Source organism: uncultured Rhodoblastus sp., from assembly GCF_903903185.1.
Taxonomy (GTDB): Bacteria; Pseudomonadota; Alphaproteobacteria; order Rhizobiales; family Beijerinckiaceae; genus Rhodoblastus.
The window spans coordinates 1-20,261 of record NZ_CAIUXT010000092.1 but is presented as its reverse complement, the minus strand read 5'-3'; the positions used below and the strand labels follow the sequence as shown (position 1 = coordinate 20,261).

16 protein-coding genes are annotated in these 20,261 nt (G+C 64.1%); 7 read left to right on the top strand and 9 right to left on the bottom strand.

What is annotated here, in order from left to right; translation table 11 throughout:
• Positions 1–51: 51 nt before the first annotated feature.
• Positions 52–801, bottom strand: coding sequence for an outer membrane protein (locus QZY01_RS08590; protein ID WP_294535916.1), 750 nt, complete (start codon positions 799–801; stop codon positions 52–54).
• Positions 802–1,189: 388 nt separating this feature from the next.
• The gene (locus QZY01_RS08585) at positions 1,190–2,587 is read right to left on the bottom strand and encodes a DHA2 family efflux MFS transporter permease subunit (RefSeq protein ID WP_294535914.1); all 1,398 of its coding nucleotides are present in this window, start codon (positions 2,585–2,587) and stop codon (positions 1,190–1,192) included.
• Between the two features lie 261 nt (positions 2,588–2,848).
• On the opposite strand from QZY01_RS08585, the gene guaB reads away from it, so the two are divergent.
• Complete coding sequence (guaB, locus tag QZY01_RS08580; protein WP_294535911.1) at positions 2,849–4,333, top strand: IMP dehydrogenase; 1,485 nt, start codon at positions 2,849–2,851, stop codon at positions 4,331–4,333.
• A gap of 160 nt (positions 4,334–4,493) precedes the next feature.
• Here the strand turns inward: guaB and QZY01_RS08575 are convergent, their stop codons facing one another.
• Positions 4,494–4,688 (bottom strand): hypothetical protein, encoded by a 195-nt coding sequence (locus QZY01_RS08575; RefSeq protein WP_294535909.1) that lies wholly within the window; start codon positions 4,686–4,688, stop codon positions 4,494–4,496.
• A gap of 224 nt (positions 4,689–4,912) precedes the next feature.
• Positions 4,913–5,242, bottom strand: coding sequence for a hypothetical protein (locus tag QZY01_RS08570; RefSeq protein WP_294535906.1), 330 nt, complete (start codon positions 5,240–5,242; stop codon positions 4,913–4,915).
• A gap of 279 nt (positions 5,243–5,521) precedes the next feature.
• On the opposite strand from QZY01_RS08570, the gene QZY01_RS08565 reads away from it, so the two are divergent.
• On the top strand, positions 5,522–6,817 hold the full coding sequence (locus tag QZY01_RS08565; RefSeq protein ID WP_294535902.1) for an RsmB/NOP family class I SAM-dependent RNA methyltransferase: 1,296 nt from the start codon (positions 5,522–5,524) through the stop codon (positions 6,815–6,817).
• Here QZY01_RS08565 and QZY01_RS08560 read toward each other — a convergent pair.
• Together QZY01_RS08560 and QZY01_RS08555 are read right to left on the bottom strand one after the other, a co-directional pair.
• Positions 6,790–6,963: a hypothetical protein gene (locus tag QZY01_RS08560; protein WP_294535899.1), complete on the bottom strand. Its 174-nt coding sequence runs from the start codon at positions 6,961–6,963 to the stop codon at positions 6,790–6,792. The genes QZY01_RS08565 and QZY01_RS08560 overlap by 28 nt on opposite strands.
• Before the next feature lie 36 nt (positions 6,964–6,999).
• Positions 7,000–7,176 (bottom strand): hypothetical protein, encoded by a 177-nt coding sequence (locus QZY01_RS08555; protein WP_294535896.1) that lies wholly within the window; start codon positions 7,174–7,176, stop codon positions 7,000–7,002.
• Between QZY01_RS08555 and QZY01_RS08550 the strand changes: the two genes are divergently transcribed.
• The 4 genes from QZY01_RS08550 to QZY01_RS08535 all read left to right on the top strand — a co-directional run bounded on the left by QZY01_RS08550 (position 7,175) and on the right by QZY01_RS08535 (position 14,434).
• Positions 7,175–8,506, top strand: a complete 1,332-nt coding sequence (locus tag QZY01_RS08550) for a lipoprotein-releasing ABC transporter permease subunit (protein ID WP_294535893.1) — start codon at positions 7,175–7,177, stop codon at positions 8,504–8,506. The two genes, QZY01_RS08555 and QZY01_RS08550, sit on opposite strands and share 2 nt — an antisense overlap.
• Positions 8,499–9,221 carry an ABC transporter ATP-binding protein gene (locus tag QZY01_RS08545; RefSeq protein ID WP_294535890.1) on the top strand — a complete coding sequence of 241 codons (723 nt, stop codon included), beginning with the start codon at positions 8,499–8,501 and terminating at the stop codon, positions 9,219–9,221. Before QZY01_RS08550 ends, QZY01_RS08545 begins: the two co-directional genes overlap by 8 nt.
• A gap of 429 nt (positions 9,222–9,650) precedes the next feature.
• Positions 9,651–13,112, top strand: coding sequence for a DNA polymerase III subunit alpha (gene dnaE, locus QZY01_RS08540; RefSeq protein ID WP_294535887.1), 3,462 nt, complete (start codon positions 9,651–9,653; stop codon positions 13,110–13,112).
• A gap of 302 nt (positions 13,113–13,414) precedes the next feature.
• Entirely contained in the window at positions 13,415–14,434 is a 1,020-nt protein-coding gene (locus tag QZY01_RS08535) for a glutamine synthetase beta-grasp domain-containing protein (RefSeq protein WP_294535884.1), read from the top strand.
• Positions 14,435–14,579: 145 nt separating this feature from the next.
• Here QZY01_RS08535 and QZY01_RS08530 read toward each other — a convergent pair whose 3' ends face one another.
• From QZY01_RS08530 to QZY01_RS08520, 3 genes are all read right to left on the bottom strand, one after another.
• The gene (locus tag QZY01_RS08530) at positions 14,580–17,699 is read right to left on the bottom strand and encodes a CusA/CzcA family heavy metal efflux RND transporter (protein ID WP_294535881.1); all 3,120 of its coding nucleotides are present in this window, start codon (positions 17,697–17,699) and stop codon (positions 14,580–14,582) included.
• Complete coding sequence (locus QZY01_RS08525) at positions 17,696–19,084, bottom strand: efflux RND transporter periplasmic adaptor subunit (protein ID WP_294535878.1); 1,389 nt, start codon at positions 19,082–19,084, stop codon at positions 17,696–17,698. The genes QZY01_RS08530 and QZY01_RS08525 overlap by 4 nt, the downstream gene beginning before the upstream one ends.
• Before the next feature lie 89 nt (positions 19,085–19,173).
• Positions 19,174–19,383: a hypothetical protein gene (locus QZY01_RS08520; RefSeq protein ID WP_294535875.1), complete on the bottom strand. Its 210-nt coding sequence runs from the start codon at positions 19,381–19,383 to the stop codon at positions 19,174–19,176.
• A 432-nt stretch (positions 19,384–19,815) separates the two neighbouring features.
• Here QZY01_RS08520 and rpsB point away from each other — a divergent pair.
• Positions 19,816–20,261: 30S ribosomal protein S2 (rpsB, locus tag QZY01_RS08515; RefSeq protein WP_294535872.1), on the top strand; the 446-nt coding region annotated here is incomplete at its 3' end.

The window sequence follows — 20,261 nt, the reverse complement described above, 5'->3', positions numbered from 1 at the left end:
AAAGCCCGGCCAAAAGGCCGGGCTTTCTCGATACGCCGTGAGGCGTGAGTCTCAGTATTTGGCGACGACGGGTTCCGGGGCGCCGAACTTGTACGCCAGACCGACGCGAACGACGTTGTTGGTGAGAGTCGTGCGATAGAAGGCGTTGGCGAGGTAGGGGTCGATGCCGGCGTAGTTGCTGGTGCCGAAGTTGTAGTAGCGATATTCGATCCGGCCGGTCCAGTTGTTGGTGAAGGCGTATTCCACGCCGCCGCCGACATCGTAGCCGGTGCGGGTGTTGTTGGTGCTCCAGCCGGCGCCGGTGGACAGGTTGTTGAGATGCGCCGAATTGTCGCTCCAGGCCGCGCCGCCGATGGCGTAAATCAGGGTGCGGTCGATGGCGTAGCCGAGGCGGCCGTCGATCGAGGCGATCCAGTTCTGGTTGAAGCTGGATTCGTAGACGTAGTTGCGCAGGCCGAGACCCGGAGCAGTGTAGCGGGAATTGCCGGTGCCGGTGCCGTCGAATTCGCCCTGCACGCCGATGACGAAGTTGTTGATCTGATAGTTATAGCCGATGAAACCGCCGCCGATCACGCCATTATTCTGGGCGTTGTGGCTGAAGGTGTAGTTCGTGCCGGGAACCCAGAGATTGGCGTTGCCCCAGGAGCCGCCGATGTCGGCGCCGATGTAGAAGCCGGTCCAGGAGAAGAGCGGGGCCGGGGCGACATAGACCGGGGCTTCCTTGCGCGAGGGCAGATCGGCGGCGAAGGCCTGTCCGGCCAGAGCCGCAATGGCGACGGTGGAGAGAAGAAGATGACGCATTTTCAAACCCCTTTTTTTTGGGACCAGTGGAACCTGTTCGAGTTACATTACTCAAGAATGGCGTGGCGGAACAGGAGGTTGGTCGCGATTGGACGCGTTTGTCACCCGGTGTTGCAAAAATGCGGCAATTGCGTCGACCCTGCGCCAGCGTCAGAAACGCGCATGTTCTATGTAAGTTATTGATAAAAAAGGAATAATTCGATTATTTTTGTTGTCGGCAAGCGAGCCGGCCCGCGAGGCGTCGGAGGAGCCGCAAACCAGTCAAGAAAAAAAACTTCATGCCAGATCACTTTTTCGTCAGCCATGCCCGCAAGCTTGGGCGAAGACGCCGCCGAGGAGCGGCGTTTTGCGAAGGCGGCGCCCGCGCCGAATCGAAGCCGGGAGCGCGTCACTCCGCCTGTTGGCGCCCCTGTCCGGAAAGCGCGGCGCCCGCGTCGGGCGGCAGGCGCATGAAGACCAGCGCCGAGGCGGCGGTGATGGCGGCGACGACGAAGAAGGCCGGCGGGAAATCCAGAGCTCCGATCCGGGCGTCAATCGAGCGGCCGCGCGTCTGCTCGACCACGGCGGCGGCGATGGCGACCCCCGACGACAGCGACAATTGCTGGGCGACGGCGGCAAAGCTCGTCGCCTTGCTCATCGCGGCATGATCGATATCGGCATAGGCCAAAGCGTTCAGCGCGGTGAATTGCAGCGAGCGGAAAAAGCCGCCGACGAACAAGGTCAGCAGCATCAGCGCCTGCGGCGTGTCCGGGCGGAACAGGCCATTGGCCGCAAGGAAGGCGGCGCTGATCAGGCAATTGAACACCAGCGTGTTCTTGAAGCCGAAGCGCTGCAGCGCCGACGCGGCGGAAGCCTTCATCACCAGCGCGCCGGCGGTGGCGACGAAAGTGGTCAGTCCCGACTGGAACGGGGTCATGCCGAAACCGAGTTGCAGCATCAGCGGCAGCAGAAAAGGCGTCGCGCCGACGCCGACGCGAAACAGAAAGCCACCCACGACACTGGCGCGGAACGAGTCGATCGCCAGCAGCCGCAGGTCGAGGATCGGATTTTCGACCCGCAGCGCATGAAAGATATAAAAGCTTGTGCAGACGACGCCGAACAGGATCAGGCCGAGGTTCAAATCATGGCCGATGAAGCCGCGTCCCAGCACGGTCAGGCCGAAAATCAGGCTTGAGAGGCCCAGTCCCGTGAGCAGGAACCCCTTGGCGTCGAAGGCGCCGATATTTTCTTCGCGCGCATCCTGGACATAGAGCGTCGCCAGCACGACGCCGAGCAGGCCGAACGGGACATTGATCCAGAAATTCCAGCGCCAGTTCAGATAGGTCGAGATGAAGCCGCCGAGCGGCGGACCAAGCATCGGGCCGACCAGCGCCGGAATGGTCAGATAGGCCATGGCGCGCACGATTTCGCTGCGCTCCACCGAGCGAAACAGCACCAGACGTCCGACCGGCGCCATCATCGCGCCGCCGCAGCCCTGAAAAATGCGGGCGGCGACGAATTGCGGCAAGCTGCTCGACAGGCCGCACAGGATCGAGCCAAGGGTGAAAACCACGATCGCCGCGCGAAAAACCGTGCGGGCGCCGTAACGGTCGGCGACCCAGCCGGAAGCGGGGATGAACACCGCCTGCGCCAGCATGTAGGAAGTCATCGACAGTTTCAGCGCGATCGGGTCCTGGTGCAGGTCGGCGGCGATCGCCGGCAGCGAGGTGGCGACGATGGTCGAATCGAGCTGCTCCATGAACAGCGCGCAGGCGACGATCAGCGGCGTGAGAATGAACGGACGCAAGGCGGGGTTTCCGGGGGCCGGGGGTCTTATTTAGCCTTCGGCCGCCCCGATGGGAAATTTTTATCCGGGCGCGGCGTCTCCCGTGCGCGCCGCCCGGATAAATTTCGATTATCGCAGCGGTTTTGTTGGAAACCTGCCCCGGAAGTGCTATCGGCATATGCCAACTCGAGCAGTGGCGCGCGAAGCGCCGCCGTCCCTTTCCGCCTTCAGGCGAAAACCAAAAAATTTCGCCTGTCGCGCCCCGCGCCGATGGAGCTGGCCATGGACCCGACCCCCTTGCTGACCGAAGCGCTGACGTTCGACGACGTGCTGCTGCGGCCCGGCCATTCGGAAGTCATGCCGTCCGGCGTCTCGATCCAGACCCGGCTGACGCGCGATATTCTGCTTAACCTGCCGATCATGTCGTCGGCGATGGATACGGTCACCGAGGCGCGGCTCGCCATCGCCATGGCCCAGGCCGGCGGCATCGGCGTCATCCACCGCAATCTCGAACCCGAGCAGCAAGCCGAGGAAGTGCGCCGCGTAAAACGCTATGAAAGCGGCATGGTGGTCAATCCGATCACCATTTTTCCCGACGAGACTTTGGCCGACGCGCTCGACCTGATGAGCCGCCACTCGATCTCCGGCATTCCGGTAGTGGCGCGCGGCGCCGAAAATCGGCCCGGCACGCTGGTCGGCATTCTGACCAACCGCGACGTGCGTTTCGCCGACAAGCGGGCGCAGCCGGTGTCGGAACTGATGACCAAGACGCTGATCACGGTGCGCGAAGGCGTGACCAAGGAAGAGGCGCGCCGCCTGCTGCATCAGCACCGCATCGAAAAGCTGCTGGTGGTCGACGAGGAGCATCGCTGCGTCGGCCTGATCACCGTCAAGGACATCGAGAAGGCGACCCAGCATCCCTCGGCCTGCAAGGACGAGGCCGGGCGCCTGCGCGTCGCCGCCGCCTCGACCGTCGGCGAAAAGGGATTTTTCCGCGCCGAAGTGCTGATCGACGCCGGCGTGGACTGCATTGTCGTCGATACCGCCCATGGCCATTCGCAACAGGTGCTCGACCAGGTGGCGCGGATCAAGCGGCTGTCCAACGCCGTGGCGGTGATCGCCGGCAATATCGCCACCGCAGAAGGCGCCAAGGCGCTGATCGACGTCGGCGCCGACGCGATCAAGGTCGGCATCGGCCCCGGCTCGATCTGCACCACCCGCATTGTCGCGGGCGTCGGCGTGCCGCAGCTCACGGCGATCCTCGAAGCGGCCAGCGAGGCGCGCAAGGCCGGCGTGCCGGTGATCGGCGACGGCGGCATCAAATATTCGGGCGATTTCGCCAAGGCCATCGCCGCCGGCGCCGATTGCGTGATGATCGGTTCGCTGCTGGCTGGCACCGAAGAAGCCCCCGGCGAGGTCTTCCTGTTTCAGGGCCGTTCGTTCAAGGCCTATCGCGGCATGGGTTCGGTCGGCGCGATGGCGCGCGGCTCGGCGGACCGCTATTTCCAGCAGGACATCAAGGACGCGCTCAAACTGGTTCCCGAGGGCATCGAGGGGCAGGTCCCCTACCGCGGCCCGGTCGGTCCGATTCTGCATCAGCTCGCCGGCGGCCTGCGCGCCGCCATGGGCTATGTCGGGGCGCCCGACATAGCCGAGTTCCAGCAGCGGGCGCGCTTCGTGCGCATCACCAACGCCGGCCTGCGCGAAAGCCATGTCCACGACGTCTCGATCACCCGCGAAAGCCCGAATTACCCGACGGGACTGTGAGCCGGATCGCGCGGTTGGTCTCGCCCATGACAATGATTACGACCGTCCGCGCCCAGCGGGCGCCGGCCAAGCTGGAAAGCGCCGACCGGGCCTTGAGACGTCAGACCGAAACAGCGAAAACGCCGGCCTTCGGCAAACCGGCGGTTTTTCCCTTCCGGCGTCAGTTCCTGCTGCCGCGGTGATACCTTTTGTGATGCACCTGACGTTGGTGCCACGGCCGGCGATGCCAGTTGACGTTCTCGACCATTCCGGCCTCGTTGAACGCCGCCGGGGAAAGCGGCGCGGCGGCGATCGGCATGGCGCCCGCCGGGACTGACGGCGCAATTGCGAAGGCGGCGGCGGCAAAGGTCAGCAAGGAAAGCAGTCGGATTGCGTGCATAGTAAAAAACTCCATGGATCGCGGTGAGCATGAAATATTAATCCGCGCTCCAGTTGCCACAATTCAGGAGAAACCTGATGCTCACCTGAAACAATATTTGGTTGCGAGCAGAAGGCAAGGGCAAAATACCTCCCTCCGGCCGCAACCTCCTGTTGCTGCCTCGGCCTGCAAGTTCAGGACGGCGTCAGGCGCCGGGCGGACTAATAATAATGCCAGCGCGGGCGATGATAGTAATGGCGGCGGTAAACCGGCCGATAAGACCGGTAAACGGGCCGATAATAGTGATAGACCGGCCGATAATAGGTGCGGCGATAGCCGCCGCAGGGTCCCCAGTGCAGAAATTGACCCGTATAGCGATTGAAACAATAGAGCCGGGTCTTTTCGATCGGCGGCTCGGCTGCGACTTGCGCCGCGAGGCTGGAGGCCGCGACGGGCGCGGCATGCGCCGGGCCGGTCGCCCAGGTCGTGAGCGCGACAAGAGCGGCGAAGACGAAAAGTCTGGCCGAGGCCAGCAGGCGGATGTCATTCATCAGGAATACTCCGTCAAAAAAACGGATCGAGTCGGGCTCGCCGGGAACGGCGACCCGGGTTTCTCCGGTCGGGCGAGCCCTCTTTGGAGCCTCAATCTGCTCCCGCAGGCGTCCGTGTGCAACCCCGCAATTGCGGTTTGCCCCGGGATTTCCCGGCGGAATCGATCGCCGCCGCGCGCCTGGCCGCCGCATATTTGCATTGCGTCGGGTCGCCGTTCGTGAAACGACGGCGGAGATCAAGCCCCTTGGCGCGATGACGCGCCCGAGCGAAAAGCCGCCATGCATCCCGCCGCCCGCATCGACTCCGCCATCGAAGTCTTGAACGAACTCGAAACGCGCCGGCGTCCGGCTGCCGACGCCCTCAAGGACTGGGGGCTGGCCCATCGCTTCGCCGGGTCGAAGGACCGTTCCGCCATCGCTTCGCTGGTGTTCGACGCCCTGCGTCGCCGCGCTTCGGCGCGCTGGATCATGAAATCGGAATCCGCTCGCGCCGAAATGATCGGAGCCTTGCATCTTGCGCGAAACATGCCGGTCGAGGAAATCGAGACGCATTTCAGCGGAATCGGCCACGCGCCGCCGCCGCTCGACGAAAAGGAGCGTCAAAACCTGAGCCGGGCCGATTTTTCCGGCGCGCCCGACTGGGTTCTGGGCGATTTTCCCGAATGGCTGGCGCCGAGCTTTTTACGCAGCTTTGGCGACTCCGCGGTCGAGGAGGGGCGGGCGCTCGCCGCCCGCGCGCCGCTCGACCTGCGCGTCAATGCGCTCAAGGCCAGCCGCGCCGAAATGCTCGCCGAACTGGCCCATTTGTCGCCGGCGCCCTGCGCCTTAGCGCCGCTCGGGCTCCGCATCGTCCAGACCGGCGGCGCGCGCGGCCCGGCGCTGGCCGCCGAGCCGGCCTATGTGCGCGGCCTCGTGGAGATTCAGGACGAGGGTTCGCAGCTCGCGGCGCGCCTCGCCCGCGCCGCGCCCGGCGAACAGGTTCTCGACCTCTGCGCCGGAGGCGGCGGCAAGACCCTGGCGATGGCCGGCGACATGGACAATCGCGGCCAGATTTACGCCACCGATTCGGACGGGCGCCGGCTCGCGCCGATCTTCGCGAGGCTCGACAAGGCGGGAGCGCGCAATGTCCAGGTCCGCGCGCCGCGCGGGCCGAACATGGATCCCGTCGCCGATCTCGCCGGAGCTTGCGATCTCGTCCTCGTCGATGCGCCTTGCACCGGGGTCGGAACCTGGCGGCGCAATCCCGACGCCAAATGGCGGACGCGTCCCGGCGCGCTGGAGCAGCGGGTCAAGGCCCAGACGGAGATCCTCGGCCGCGCCAAGGATTTTGTGAAACAAGGCGGTCGGCTGGTCTATGTCACCTGCTCGCTGCTCTGCGAGGAGAACGAGGACCGTATCGCGGAATTTCTGGCGCAAAACCCGGATTTTACGGCGGAACCGGCGCAGGACAGCCTGCAAAAGGCCGGGCTGTCGGCTCTATCGGGCGCCGCGTCGCCGCATGGCGCGGGCCTGAGGCTCACCCCGGCGCGCTACGACGTGGACGGTTTCTACATCGCGGTTCTGCGGCGCGGCTGAACCTGCGTCGGATTTTGCCCGCTGTCGCCTTCCTTTGAAGCTGGAGGACTGCGGTCCTCGGTCGCCAGCGAAAAAAGCTCGGCGATGCGCAGGGCGCGCCGGCTCGCCGGCAGGCGGGCGAATTGCATGGGCTGGAAATGCTTCACTTTGCTGGTCTCCCCGGTCTGTCGAGGAGCGTTTTGTCACACCGGGATTGAAGGGCCGTTTGGGAATTCGTTAAACTTGCAGTTTAAAAGCGTTAAACTGCGGCGTTCGCCGAATCGCTCGCCGAAAAGTCGCGATTTGCGCGCTATTGGGTTCCAACCCGCCTTGCCGACGGCGACTGCGCCATGGCGGCGGGCCTCGAACAGGAACATCATGATTCACTTGGACAAGATGATCAACCTGGGCAAGACCCTGTTCAGCCGGACCGAACATCCCTCGAACGAAACGTCCGGCCCGAAACCCTTCGGGGCCTATGAGCGGATGCTGGCGCTACGCTATCTGCGCTCGCGCCGCCATCGCTGGCTGCCCTCGGCCATCGCCGGCCTTTCGGTCACCGGCATCACCGTCGGCGTCATGGCGCTGATCGTGGTCATGTCGGTGATGAACGGCATGCGCGACGAGATGATGTCCAAGCTGATCGGCGTCAACGGCCACATCTTCCTGCAGCCGATCGACACGCCGATGACCGATTACCGGGAACTGACCAAGGTTCTCGAAAAAGTCCCCGGCGTCACCATGGCCTTTCCGATGGTCGAATCGGCGGCGGGCGTGTCCTCGCCGCAGAACCAGACCGGCGCGCTGGTGCGCGGCGTCACCGAGGCCGACATCAAGCGGCTGCCGGGCATCGTCGGCAATGTCAAAACGGGGACGCTCGACCATTTCGACGAATCGGGCGGACTGGCGCTCGGCCAGCGCATGGCGGAAAATCTCGGCGTCCAGGTGGGCGACAATGTCTCGATCCTGACCGCGCATGGCGCGCAGACCCCGTTTGGCGTCACGCCGAGGATCAAGGCCTATCCGGTGCGGGCGATCTTCTCGTCGGGCCTTTACGATTTCGACCAGCTCATCGTCTTCCTGCCGCTTGCCGAAGCGCAGCTGTTTTTCAACCGGCCGGGCGAGGCCAGCATCATCGAGGGGTTCGTCGCCCATCCCGACGACATGGACGCGATCCGCGCGGCAATCGGCCAGGCGGTCGAGCGGCCGAGCATCCTGACCGACTGGCGCCAGCGCTACAAAAGCTTTTTCGACGTGCTCCAGGTCGAGAGCGAGGCCATTTTCCTGATTCTGGCGATCATCGTCGCCGTCGCCTCGCTGCTGATCGTCCAGGGGCTGATTTTGCTGGTCAAGGACAAGGGCCGCGACATCGCCATCCTGCGCACCATGGGCGCGCCGCGCGCGGCCATCCTGCGCATTTTCATCCTCACCGGCCTGTCGATCGGGGCGCTGGGCGACCTGCTCGGCATGAGCCTCGGCGTGCCTTTGGCCCATCACCTCGAAGACATTCGCGGCTTCGTCAACCGCGTCTTCAGCCTCAACCTGTTTCCCGCCGATATTTACCACCTGTCGCAACTGCCCTCGGCGCTCGACCCGCATGAAGTGGCCGGCGTGGCCTTGATGACCCTGGCCTTGTCCTTCCTCGCCACGCTTTATCCGGCCTGGCGGGCGGCGCGGCTCGATCCGGTGGAGGCGCTGCGTCATGAATGAAGCGGCATATGCAAGCGAGGCCGCGCCGGCGCCGGAGCGGCCGATTTTGCGTCTGTCTGGCGTCGTGCGCCGCTACCCCGAAGGCGAGGGGTTTCTGGAAATCCTGCGCGGAACGGATCTGACGCTGTGGCCGGGTCAGGCGGTGGCGCTGGCGGCGCCTTCCGGCGCCGGCAAATCGACGCTGCTGCATATCGCCGGGCTGCTGGAGAAAGCCGACGGCGGCGAAGTCGAGATCGACGGCCGCCCGACCTCCGGCATGAACGATTCGCAGCGCACCGCGCTGCGGCGCAACCAGATCGGCTTCGTCTACCAGTTTCATCACCTGCTGCCGGAATTCACCGCGCTCGAAAATGTCATGACGCCGCAGATGATCGCCGGCCTTTCAAAGGACGAGGCGCGCCGCCGCGCCTCGCAATTGCTGGATTATCTCGGCCTCGCGGCGCGCGGAACTCATCGTCAGTCGCAACTTTCGGGCGGCGAGCAGCAGCGGGTCGCCATTGCGCGGGCGGTGGCCAATGCGCCTTCGCTGCTGCTCGCCGACGAACCGACCGGCAATCTCGATCCGGAAACCGCGGATCGGGTCTTCAACGCCATGATGGCGCTGGTGCGCGCCACCGGCCTCGCGGCGCTCATCGCAACGCACAATCTGGAGCTCGCCGCGCGGATGGACAGGAGGCTCACCTTACGCAATGGACTGGTGGTAGAATTGCAGTAACATGACAACCAACAGGTTGAAGCCTGACCATGAGCCTTAACTTTGCGAAAGCAGGTTAGATAAAAAATTCAACGCATTGGGTTTGTTCTCCTCTCTGGCTCATCGTTGCTTTGTCCACAGTCGCGGGCCGGACTTATCCACAGGCTGTCGATTGGCATGATTTTAATTTTATTGGTCTTTCCGGATCGAAAAAAAATATCGACGACGAAATGGCGTCGACGGAACACAACCGGAATGTAAATAGAACAAACTTGCTGCCGCCGGCCTGTTTCTGAGAGAAAAAACCGGGATCGGCGGCTTTAACTCCGATGGCTCTGGCGCAAACCCTTCCGTGCTGCGGTGCAAGGCGTTTTGCGCGAGTGTCACAAAACCAAAGGCCTGGCGGCGGACCTGAAAGGGTGGCGGATGTTCCGGAAGAGGACCGATTCGATGACCGATGCGACGATTGCCGCGGTCGGCTTCGTTCATCTGCATGTCCACACCTCCTTTTCGCTGCGCGAAGGCGCGCTGCCGGTCGGCAAGCTGCTGAAACTGGCGCTCGCCGACCTCATGCCGGCGCTGGCCGTCACCGATTCGAACAATCTGTTCGGCGCGCTCGAAATTTCCGAAAAATTCGCCAAGGACGGGGTGCAGCCGATCCCCGGCTGCCAGCTGACGGTGGATTTCGGCGACGCCGAGGCTTTGCGCACGCGCGGCGAGGCCTTTGTCCAGCACGCCTCCCGCGCCAATATCGTGCTGCTGGCGCAAAACGAGCACGGCTACGATCATCTGATGCATCTGGTCTCGCAGGCCTGGCTGGAAATCGATCCGGGCGACACGCCGCATGTTTCGCTGGCGCAGCTGGCGCTGGCGAGCGAGGGGCTGATCGCGTTGAGCGGCGGCCCGGCCGGTCCGCTCGACCGGGCTTTCGCGCTCGACAAGCCGGAAGCCGCCTACGCCCGGCTGGCCGCGCTGGCGCCGCTGTTTTCTGAGCGGCTCTATATCGAATTGCAGCGCCACGGGCTCGAAAGCGAGGAAATGGTCGAGCCGCGGCTGATCGACCTCGCCATCGCGCAAAACCTGCCGCTGGTGGCGACCAACGAGCCTTATTTCGCCGCCGCATCCGATTACGAAGCCCATGACGCGCTGCTCTGCATCGCCGATGGGGCCGTGGTCAGCCAGGACGACCGCCGCCGGCTGACCCGCGACCATCGCTTCAAGACCCGCGCCGAGATGGTGGCGCTGTTCGCCGACCTTCCCGAAGCCACGCGCAACAGCGTCGAAATCGCCATGAGGTGCTCGTGGCGTCCGCTGACGCGCAAGCCGATTCTGCCGAATTTCACGCAAGGCGCCGCCAACGAGGCCGCCGTTCTGCGGGCGCAGGCGGTGGAAGGGCTGACGGCGCGATTGGCCAAATATGGCGCCGCGCCGGGCCACGGCGAGGAGGATTACCGCGACCGGCTCGATTTCGAATTGTCGGTGATCGAGAAGATGAATTTCCCCGGCTATTTCCTGATCGTCGCCGACTTCATCCAATGGGCGAAGGCGCGGGGCATTCCGGTCGGGCCGGGGCGCGGCTCGGGCGCCGGCTCGCTGGTCGCCTGGGCGCTGACCGTCACCGATCTCGACCCGATCCGCTTTTCGCTGCTGTTCGAGCGCTTTCTCAATCCCGAACGCGTCTCCATGCCGGATTTCGACATCGACTTCTGCCAGACAAGGCGCGACGAGGTGATCGCCTATGTCCGCCGCCGCTATGGCGCCGACAAGGTGGCGCAGATCATCACCTTCGGCTCGTTTCTGGCGCGCGGCGTGTTGCGCAATGTCGGCCGCGTGCTGGAAATGCCGCTCGGCCTCGTCGACAAGCTCGCCAAGATGGTGCCGCAAAATCCCGCCGCGCCGGTCACGCTCAAACAGGCGATCGACGGCGAGGCGCGGCTGCGCGAGGCCGCCGAACAGGATTCGCGGGTCAAGCAGCTGCTCGAAATCGCCCAGAAACTGGAGGGGCTCTATTCCAACGCCTCGACCCATGCGGCGGGCATCGTCATCGGCGACCGGCCGCTCGACCAACTGGTCCCGCTCTACCGCGATCCCAAATCCGACATGCCGGCGACCCAGTTCAACATGAAATGGGTCGAGCCGGCGGGGCTGGTCAAGTTCGATTTTCTCGGCCTCAAAACCCTGACCACGCTGGCGACCTGCGCCGCCCTGCTCGAACGGCGCGGCGTCGCGATCGACCTGACCGAAATCCCGCTCGACGACGCCAAAACCTTCGACATGCTCGGGCGCGGCGAGACCATCGGGGTGTTCCAGCTCGAAAGCGCCGGCATGAGGAAGGCGCTGTCGGAAATGCGCGCCGACCGCTTTGAAGACATCATCGCGCTGGTGGCGCTCTACCGGCCCGGCCCGATGGCCAATATCCCGACCTATTGCGCGGTAAAGCTCGGCGAGGAGGACGCCGACTACATCCATCCCAAGATCGAGCCGGTGCTCAAGGAGACGTTCGGGGTCATCATCTATCAGGAACAGGTGATGCAGATCGCGCAGATTCTTTCCGGCTATTCGCTCGGCGAGGCCGACATGCTGCGCCGCGCGATGGGCAAGAAGATCAAGGCGGAAATGGACGCGCAACGCGCGCGTTTCGTCGATGGCGCGATGTCCGGCGGGCTGGAGCGGGCCAAGGCCGACGAAATTTTCGACCTGCTCGCCAAATTCGCCGATTACGGCTTCAACAAGAGCCATGCGGCGGCCTATGCGCTGGTCGCCTATCAGACGGCGTGGTGCAAGGCCAATTATCCGGTCGAATTTCTCGCCGCCTCGATGACGCTCGACAAGAACAATACCGACAAGCTCGCGGAATTTCGCAACGAGGCGCAAAGGCTCGGCATCAGGGTCGATCCGCCCTCGATCAATTTTTCCGGCGTCGATTTCGATGTCCATGCCGACGATTCGGGCAGTTTGTCGATCCGCTATGCGCTTTCGGCGGTCAAGGGCGTCGGCGAAGGCCAGGCGGCGGCCCTGGTGGCGATCCGGGGCGACAGGCCCTTTCGCGACCTCGCGGATCTGGCGACGCGGCTCAATCCGCGCGAGGTTAACAAGAAGGTGCTGGAAAGCCTCGCCGCCGCCGGGGCCTGCGACGAGATCGAGCGCGACCGCGCCCGCGCCCATGCTTCCGTCGAGCCGCTGCTCGCCGTCGCCAACCGCAACCAGGACGAAAGCCTCGCCGGCCAGAGCGGGCTGTTTGGCGGCGGCGAGGCGGAGCCGCTGCGGCTCGCGCGCTTCGACCATTGGTCGGCCGAGGAAAAGCTGCGGCGCGAATTCGACGCCATCGGTTTTTTCATCTCCGGCCATCCGCTCGACGCCTATCACGGCGTGTTGCAGCGCCTGCGGGTCGACCGCTGGGCGACGTTTTTTCGCGCGGTCAAACAGGGAGCGTCGGCGGGACGACTGGCCGCGACCGTGCTCGACCGTACCGAGCGGCGCACCAGGAACGGCGCCAAGATGGGCATCGTCACGCTGTCCGACCCCTCGGGACAGTACGAGGCGATCCTGTTCCAGGAGGGGCTCAACCTTTACCGCGACCTGCTCGAAAAAGGCGCGACCGTGCTCGTGACCTTGCAGGCCAATATCGAGGGCGAGGATGTGCGCGCCCGCATCACGCTGGTGGAAAAGCTCGACGAGGCGGCGGCGCGCATCCAGAAAGGCCTGCGCATCTTCTTGCACGATCCATCGCCCTTGAAGCATCTGGTCGAGCGGCTCAAGGGCAGGGCGGAAGGCGAGGTGACTTTGGTCCTTCGCCTCGACGCGCCGGGAGAGGAAGTCGAGGTCAAGCTGCCGGGCCGCTATCCGATCAACGCCCAGGCGTCGAACGCGATCAAGGCCATCCCCGGAGTGGCCGAGGTGGAGCACATTTAGCAGCCTGCTAAAAAAATAGGCTGTTTGATCGCGTCCTGAGCCGAAGGGTTTGGCAATCTCCCAAGATTTGGGCGCCACCCCGCCAAAATGTCAAGCTCAAGCCATTAAGATTCAGATATTTAGGGGTTTGTCACAATTGGCGCAATTTATGCTGTGCATGGTTTGGCTGGATCGGTCGAACCCGGGCGGCATTGGGCGAAGCAAGCCGAATGGGCGAAGCAAACCGAATGCGTCCATGCAAGGCGTTGTTCCGATCCGGGCAAAATCTCGCTGTTAAATCCATCAAAGGACTTATGAGCAAAATGCCCAAGTACAAACTCGAATACATTTGGCTTGATGGGTATAAACCCGTTCCGAACCTCCGCGGCAAGACCCAGATCAAGGAGTTCGACAAGTTCCCCGCGCTGGAGGATCTGCCCCTGTGGGGTTTCGATGGCAGCTCGACCAAACAGGCCGAGGGCCAAAGCTCGGATTGCGTGCTCAAGCCGGTCGCCATCTATCCGGACAGCACCCGCGTGAACGGGGCGCTCGTGATGTGCGAAGTCATGATGCCCGACGGGGTGACCCCGCATCCGACCAACGCTCGCGCGACGATTCTGGACGACGAAGGCACCTGGTTCGGCTTCGAGCAGGAATATTTCTTCTACCAGAACGGCCGCCCGCTCGGCTTCCCGGAGAATGGCTACCCGGCGCCGCAGGGTCCCTATTACACCGGCGTCGGCTACAAATACGTCGGCGACATCGCGCGCAAGATCGTCGAGGAACATCTCGACATCTGCCTCAGCGCGGGCATCAACCACGAAGGCATCAATGCCGAAGTGGCGAAGGGCCAGTGGGAATTCCAGGTGTTCGGCAAGGGCTCCAAAAAGGCCGCCGACGAAATGTGGGTCGCCCGCTACATCCTGCTGCGTCTCGCCGAGAAATACGGCGTCGACGTCGAATTCCACTGCAAGCCGCTCGGCGACACCGACTGGAACGGCTCGGGCATGCACGCCAATTTCTCGACCTCCTATCTGCGGGAAAAAGGCGGCAAGGAATATTTCCTGTCGCTGATGGAGGCTTTCAGCAAGAACGTCGCCGACCATATCGCCGTCTACGGTCCGGACAATCATCTGCGTCTGACCGGCAAGCATGAAACGGCGGCGATCGACTCGTTCAGCTGGGGCGTCGCCGACCGTGGGGCCTCGATCCGTCTGCCGCATAGTTTCGTGAAAAACGGCTGGCGCGGCTATATGGAAGACCGCCGCCCGAACTCGCAGGGCTGCCCCTACCAGATCGCCTCGCAGATCCTGAAGACCATCTCGGAAGTTCCGACGCCCTGATTTTTTGGGGGGCGTTGTCATCGGACAGCAAGGGGGAGCAAGGCGGGGGTCTTGCTCCCCTTTTCCGTTTTCGCCGCCGCGCGGTCCCGGCTTTCGAACATCGGGTTGATGCCAAGGCGAGCGGCGATTTCGCCGGTCTCCCCGTTCAAGCCCTGGCGGGCAGCCCAAATCCCTTGATCAGATCGTAAAGCGCTGGAATGACGATCAAGGTCAGCAGGGTCGAGGACATCATCCCCCCGATCATCGGCGCGGCGATGCGCTGCATCACTTCCGACCCCGCGCCCTGGCTCCACAAGATCGGCAGCAGGCCGGCCATGATGGCGGCGACCGTCATCATTTTCGGCCGGACGCGCTCGACCGCCCCGCGCATCACCGCCTCATGCACGTCGGCGCGCGTCAGAACCTTACCTTGCGCGGCGCGTTCCGCCACGATCGCTTTCAGGGCATGGTCGAGATAGATCAGCATCACCACGCCGGTTTCGGCCGCCACGCCGGCCAGCGCGATGAAGCCGACGGCGACGGCGACCGACATGTTGAAGCCCATCAGCGCCATCAGCCAGACGCCGCCGACGAGGGCGAAAGGCAGCGAGGCCATGACGATCAGGGTCTCGGTCAATCGGCCGAAATTGAGATAAAGCAGCAGGAAAATGATCAGCAGTGTGATCGGCACGACGATTTTGAGCCGCGCTTCAGCCCGCTGCATATATTCGAACTGGCCGCTCCACACGACATAGACTCCGGGCGGGATTTTCACCTCTTCCGCCACCGCCTTGCGAGCGTCGGCGACGAAGGAGCCGATGTCGCGCCCGCGCAGATCGACAAAGACATAGGCCGCGAGCTGGCCATTTTCCGTGCGGATCGCGGCGGGACCGACGGTCCGCTCCACGCGCGCCACTTCGCCGAGCGGCACGCTCCCCCCGCCGGGCAGGGCGATCGATACGGCGCTCGCCATTTCCTCCGGCGTCGAGCGGAAATCGCGCGGGTAGCGGAGGGCGACGCCATAGCGCTCACGCCCCTCCACCGCCGTCGTCACGGTCTCGCCGCCGAGCGCCGAGGCGGCGACGTCCTGCACGTCCCCGATCATCAGGCCATAGCGCGCCAAAGCCGCACGGTCCGGGACGATTTCGACATAATAGCCGCCCATGATCCGCTCGGCATAGGCGCTGGTCGCGCCCGGCACATGCTTGACCACGGCCTCAACCTGACGCGCGACGCCTTCGATCTGCGCGAGGTCGCGTCCGAAAATCTTGACGCCGACCGGGGTGCGTATGCCCGTCGACAACATGTCGAGCCGGGCCTTGATCGGCATGGTCCAGGCGTTGGAGACGCCGGGAAATTGTAGCGCCGCATCCATTTCGGCGACAAGCTTGTCGATGTTCACGCCCGGACGCCATTGCGCCTTCGGCTTCAAAGCAATGATGGTTTCGAACATTTCCATCGGCGCCGGATCGGTGGCCGTCTGGGCGCGCCCCGCCTTGCCATAGACCGATTGCACTTCCCCGAAGCTCTTGATGATCGCGTCCTGTTGCTGAAGGAGTTCCGCCGCCTTGGTGACGGAAAGGCCGGGAAGCGTGGTGGGCATGTAGAACAGGGTTCCCTCGTTGAGGGTCGGCATGAACTCGGCGCCGATTTTTTGCGCCGGCAGGATGGTCGCGAGCAGAACCGCCAGCGCCAGCAGGACGGTGACGACGCGGGCGCGCAAAGCCAGGGCGATGACCGGCCGGTACAGAAAAATCAGCGCCCGGTTGATCGGGTTTCGGGATTCCGCGATGATTTTCCCGCGCACGAAGACGACCATCAGCGCCGGAACGAGCGTCACCGACAACAGCGCCGCCGCCGCCATGGAAAAGGTCTTGGTATAGGCGAGCGGGCCGAACAGCCGTCCTTCCTGCGCCTCCAGCGTGAAAATCGGCAGGAAGGAGACGGTGATGACCAGCAGGCTGAAAAACAGCGCCGGCCCGACCTCGACCGCCGCCGCGATCAGGCTGTCGATCCTGCTCTCGCCCTGCGGCGCCCGCTCCAGATGCTTGTGCGCGTTCTCGATCATCACGATGGCGGCGTCGACCATCGCACCGATTGCGATGGCGATTCCGCCCAGGCTCATGATATTGGCGCCAAGCCCCAGCCCCCGCATCGCGGCGAAAGCCATCAAGACCCCGACCGGCAGCATCAGGATCGCCACCAGCGCGCTGCGCACATGCAGCAGGAAAACCACGCAGACCAGAGCGACGATCAGGCCTTCCTCGACGAGGGTGGATTGCAAAGTTTCGATCGCGGCGTGGATCAGTTGCGAGCGGTCGTAGACGGGCAGGATCTCGACGCCTTTGGGCAGGCTTGGCGCCAGTTGCGCCAGCGTCGCCTTGACGTTGTCGATCACGCTCAGCGCGTTGGCGCCATAGCGTTGCAGCACGATGCCGCTCGCGACCTCGCCGTCGCCGTTCAGTTCGGTCAGGCCGCGCCGCTCGTCGGGGCCGATCTCGACATGCGCGACATCCTTCACCAGCAAGGGCGTGCCATTGTCGGAGCGGATGACGATGTTCTCGATATCCTCGACGCCGCGCAGATAGCCGCGCCCGCGCACGACGAATTCGAACTCCGACAATTCGATGCTGCGGCCGCCGAAATCGCTGTTGCTGGAGCGGATCGCGTCGCGCACTTTCGCCAGCGGCACGTTCAGCCCGCGCAGCCGGTTGGGATCGACGACGACCTGATATTGCTTGACAAAGCCGCCGACGCTGGCGATTTCCGCCACGCCTTCCGCCTTGGCGAGACCATAGCGCAGGGTCCAGTCCTGAAGCGAGCGCAGCTCCGCCAAAGTCCGGTTTTTCGCTGTCAGCGCATATTGATAGACCCAGCCGACGCCGGTCGCGTCAGGGCCGAGCGACGGCGTCACGCCGGCAGGCAACCGGCCGCCGACCGAATTGAGATTTTCCAGCACGCGCGAACGCGCCCAGTAGATATCGACGCCATCCTCGAAAATCACATAGACGAAGGAGACGCCGAAAAACGAAAAGCCGCGCACGGTGCGCGAGCGCGGAACCGTCAGCATGGCGCTGGACAGCGGATAGGTGACCTGATCCTCGACGACTTGCGGCGCCTGGCCCGGAAATTCGGTGTAGATGATGACCTGCGCGTCGGACAGGTCCGGCAGCGCGTCGAGCGGCAGGGTTTTCAGCGCCAGCCATCCGGCTCCGACCGCAAAGGCGACGGCGACGAAGACCAGCACGAGATGGCGCGCCGACCAGGCGATGAGGCGGGCGATCATGGCTTGTCCGCCGTATTCGCCTTGTCTTCCGTCTTGTCCTGGGTCTCGCCTTGCGGCGCGAGGCTTTGCAGCGCCGCCTTCAGATTGCTCTCGGAATCGATCAGGAAATTGGCGGAGGTGACGACCTTGTCGCCCTCGCTCAGGCCGTTGCGGATTTCGACCAGACCCTGGCTGCGCCGCCCGATGGCGACGTCGCGCGGTGCGAAGCGCCCGTCGCCGAGATCGAGCAGCACGATCCTGCGCGCGCCCGAATCCAGCACCGCGCTTTCGGGAACGACCAGAACCTTGCCGGGCTCGACAACATCGATTTCGGCTTCGACATACATGTCGGGCCGCAGGATGAGATCGGGATTTTGCAATTCGATCCGCACGCGCGCCGTGCGGCTGTCGCGGTTGATCTGCGGATAGATCAGGCTGACGCGCCCGAGAAAGGCGCGTTCGGGCAGGCCGCGCGCGTGGAGGGTGACGTTCTGGCCGGGGGCGACGCGCGGATAATCGCGTTCCGGCACGTCAACCAGCGCCCAGATCACCGACAGATCGGCGATTCTGAACAATTGCTGGCCGGGATCGGCCTTCATGCCCTCGATGGCGTTGCGCTCCAGGATGATTCCGCTCTGGGGCGCGGGCCAGACGATCGAACGCTGCGCCTTGCGGGTTCGCGCCACCTCGGCGATGTAATCGGGCGGCGCATTGAGTACATCGAGCCGGGAGCGCGCGCCCTCGAAACCCGGATTGGCGGCATATTCCGCCGCCGCCGAGACGATCTCCGGCGCGTAGAAGCGCAGCAGGGTCTGTCCCTTGACGACCTTGTCGCCGGTGGTGACGTCGGCGACCTTTTCGAGATAGGCCGTCGTGCGCGTCGCCACGATGGTGACCCGCCGTTCGTCGAGCTGAATGGCGCCCGGAACCCGGATTTTTTCGGCAAGCGACGCGAGCTTCGCCGGTTCGGAGCGCACGCCGATGCGCTGCGCCTTGCCGGGAGAGAGCTTGACGACGGCGGCGTCGCTTTCGTCGCTCTCGTAGACGGCGATATAGTCCATGCCCATGGAATCCTTCCTGGGCGTCGGCGAAACGTCCGCCAGACCCATGGGGTTGCGATAATAAAGGACTCGCCTGCCCGCAGGCGCCTGCGTCCCCCCAAGGGCTGGCAGGCGGCCGGCGAGCGCGGAGGCGCGAACGGGCAGGAACTCCATGCCCATCGCGTCTTTCTTCGGCGTCGTCGAGAGTTCGGGACCGCCCATCGGATCGCGATAGAGCAGGATCGGATCGTCCGGCGTCGTCCGCGCGCCGCCAGCCGGCTCGGCTTGCGCCAGCGCGGCCGGCAAGGCGAAAAGGACGACGAGGCCCATGCGCGCAAGCGCATTCAGCCGTGAAGGGAAGGGCATGACAGGAACTCCAGCCGGCAAACCGGCGCGCGCGACATCGCATTCGCCGCATCGCCCAAAAGGGCGTCACGGCGCAATTTCTGGCGATGTCAGGCGATGGGAGGCCTCAGGTCCGGCGGGCGGGACTGGCCGACGTGGCCGTTGTCATGCCTTGAGCCGGCAAAATGAATGGCTGAAAAGGTCACGGGCAGAAGGTCGGCGATGCGCAAAACAACGGGCTGAGCGATATGGCAGGCGCAAATGCCGACGACGCAGCACTCGGGCAGAGTGGCGTGGCCATGTTTCGAGCCGTGTTGCATTTGGTCTTGAGGCGCGCCGGCCATCCCCGGGCAGCAATCCTGTTGCCCATGGAGGGCATGCTGCGTTCGCGGGGCAAACGATCGCCCCTGCGTCGAGGCCAGCAAGCCTGCGAGCGCGAAGACAGACAGGAACAGCCAAAGCCACCGGGCCATCGCAACACACCTCAAGACCACAAACTACTCCAATGCCGAAACTTCGAGAAGGTTTTTTTGGCGCCTGTCCGCTTCCCGCCGCATAAAGCCCTTCGCCGCAGCCCGGCAAAGACCAAATCGACGATCGATTTTCCCGCGCCTTGCCAAACCCCCCGCGCTGGTATAACAGGGCGCTCCAATCCACACGCGAAATGTGCGCTTCCTGCTTCAAGGTCGCGCTCCGGTGGCCGGATCTCCGGCCCAAAAGTTTCGCGGCGGTTCAACCGGAGAAAAAGTTACATGGCGCTTCCCGACTTCACCATGCGTGGTCTTCTGGAGACCGGCGCGCATTTCGGCCACCAGTCGCATCGCTGGAACCCGAAAATGGCCCCCTATATTTTCGGCGTCCGCAACAATATTCACGTCATCGACCTCGCCCAGACGGTGCCCCTGCTGCATCAGGCGCTCAAGGCCGTGTCCGACACCGTGGCCCGCGGCGGTCGCGTGCTGTTCGTCGGCACCAAGCGTCAGGCGCAGGAGCAGATCGCCGACGCCGCCAAGCGTTCCGCGCAATATTACATCAATTCGCGCTGGCTCGGCGGCATGCTGACCAACTGGAAGACCATTTCCGGCTCGATCTCGCGGCTGCGCAAGCTCGACGACCAGCTCGGCGCCGGCGCCTCCGGCCTGACCAAAAAAGAACGGCTGATGCTGTCGCGCGAGCGCGAAAAGCTCGAAAAGGCGCT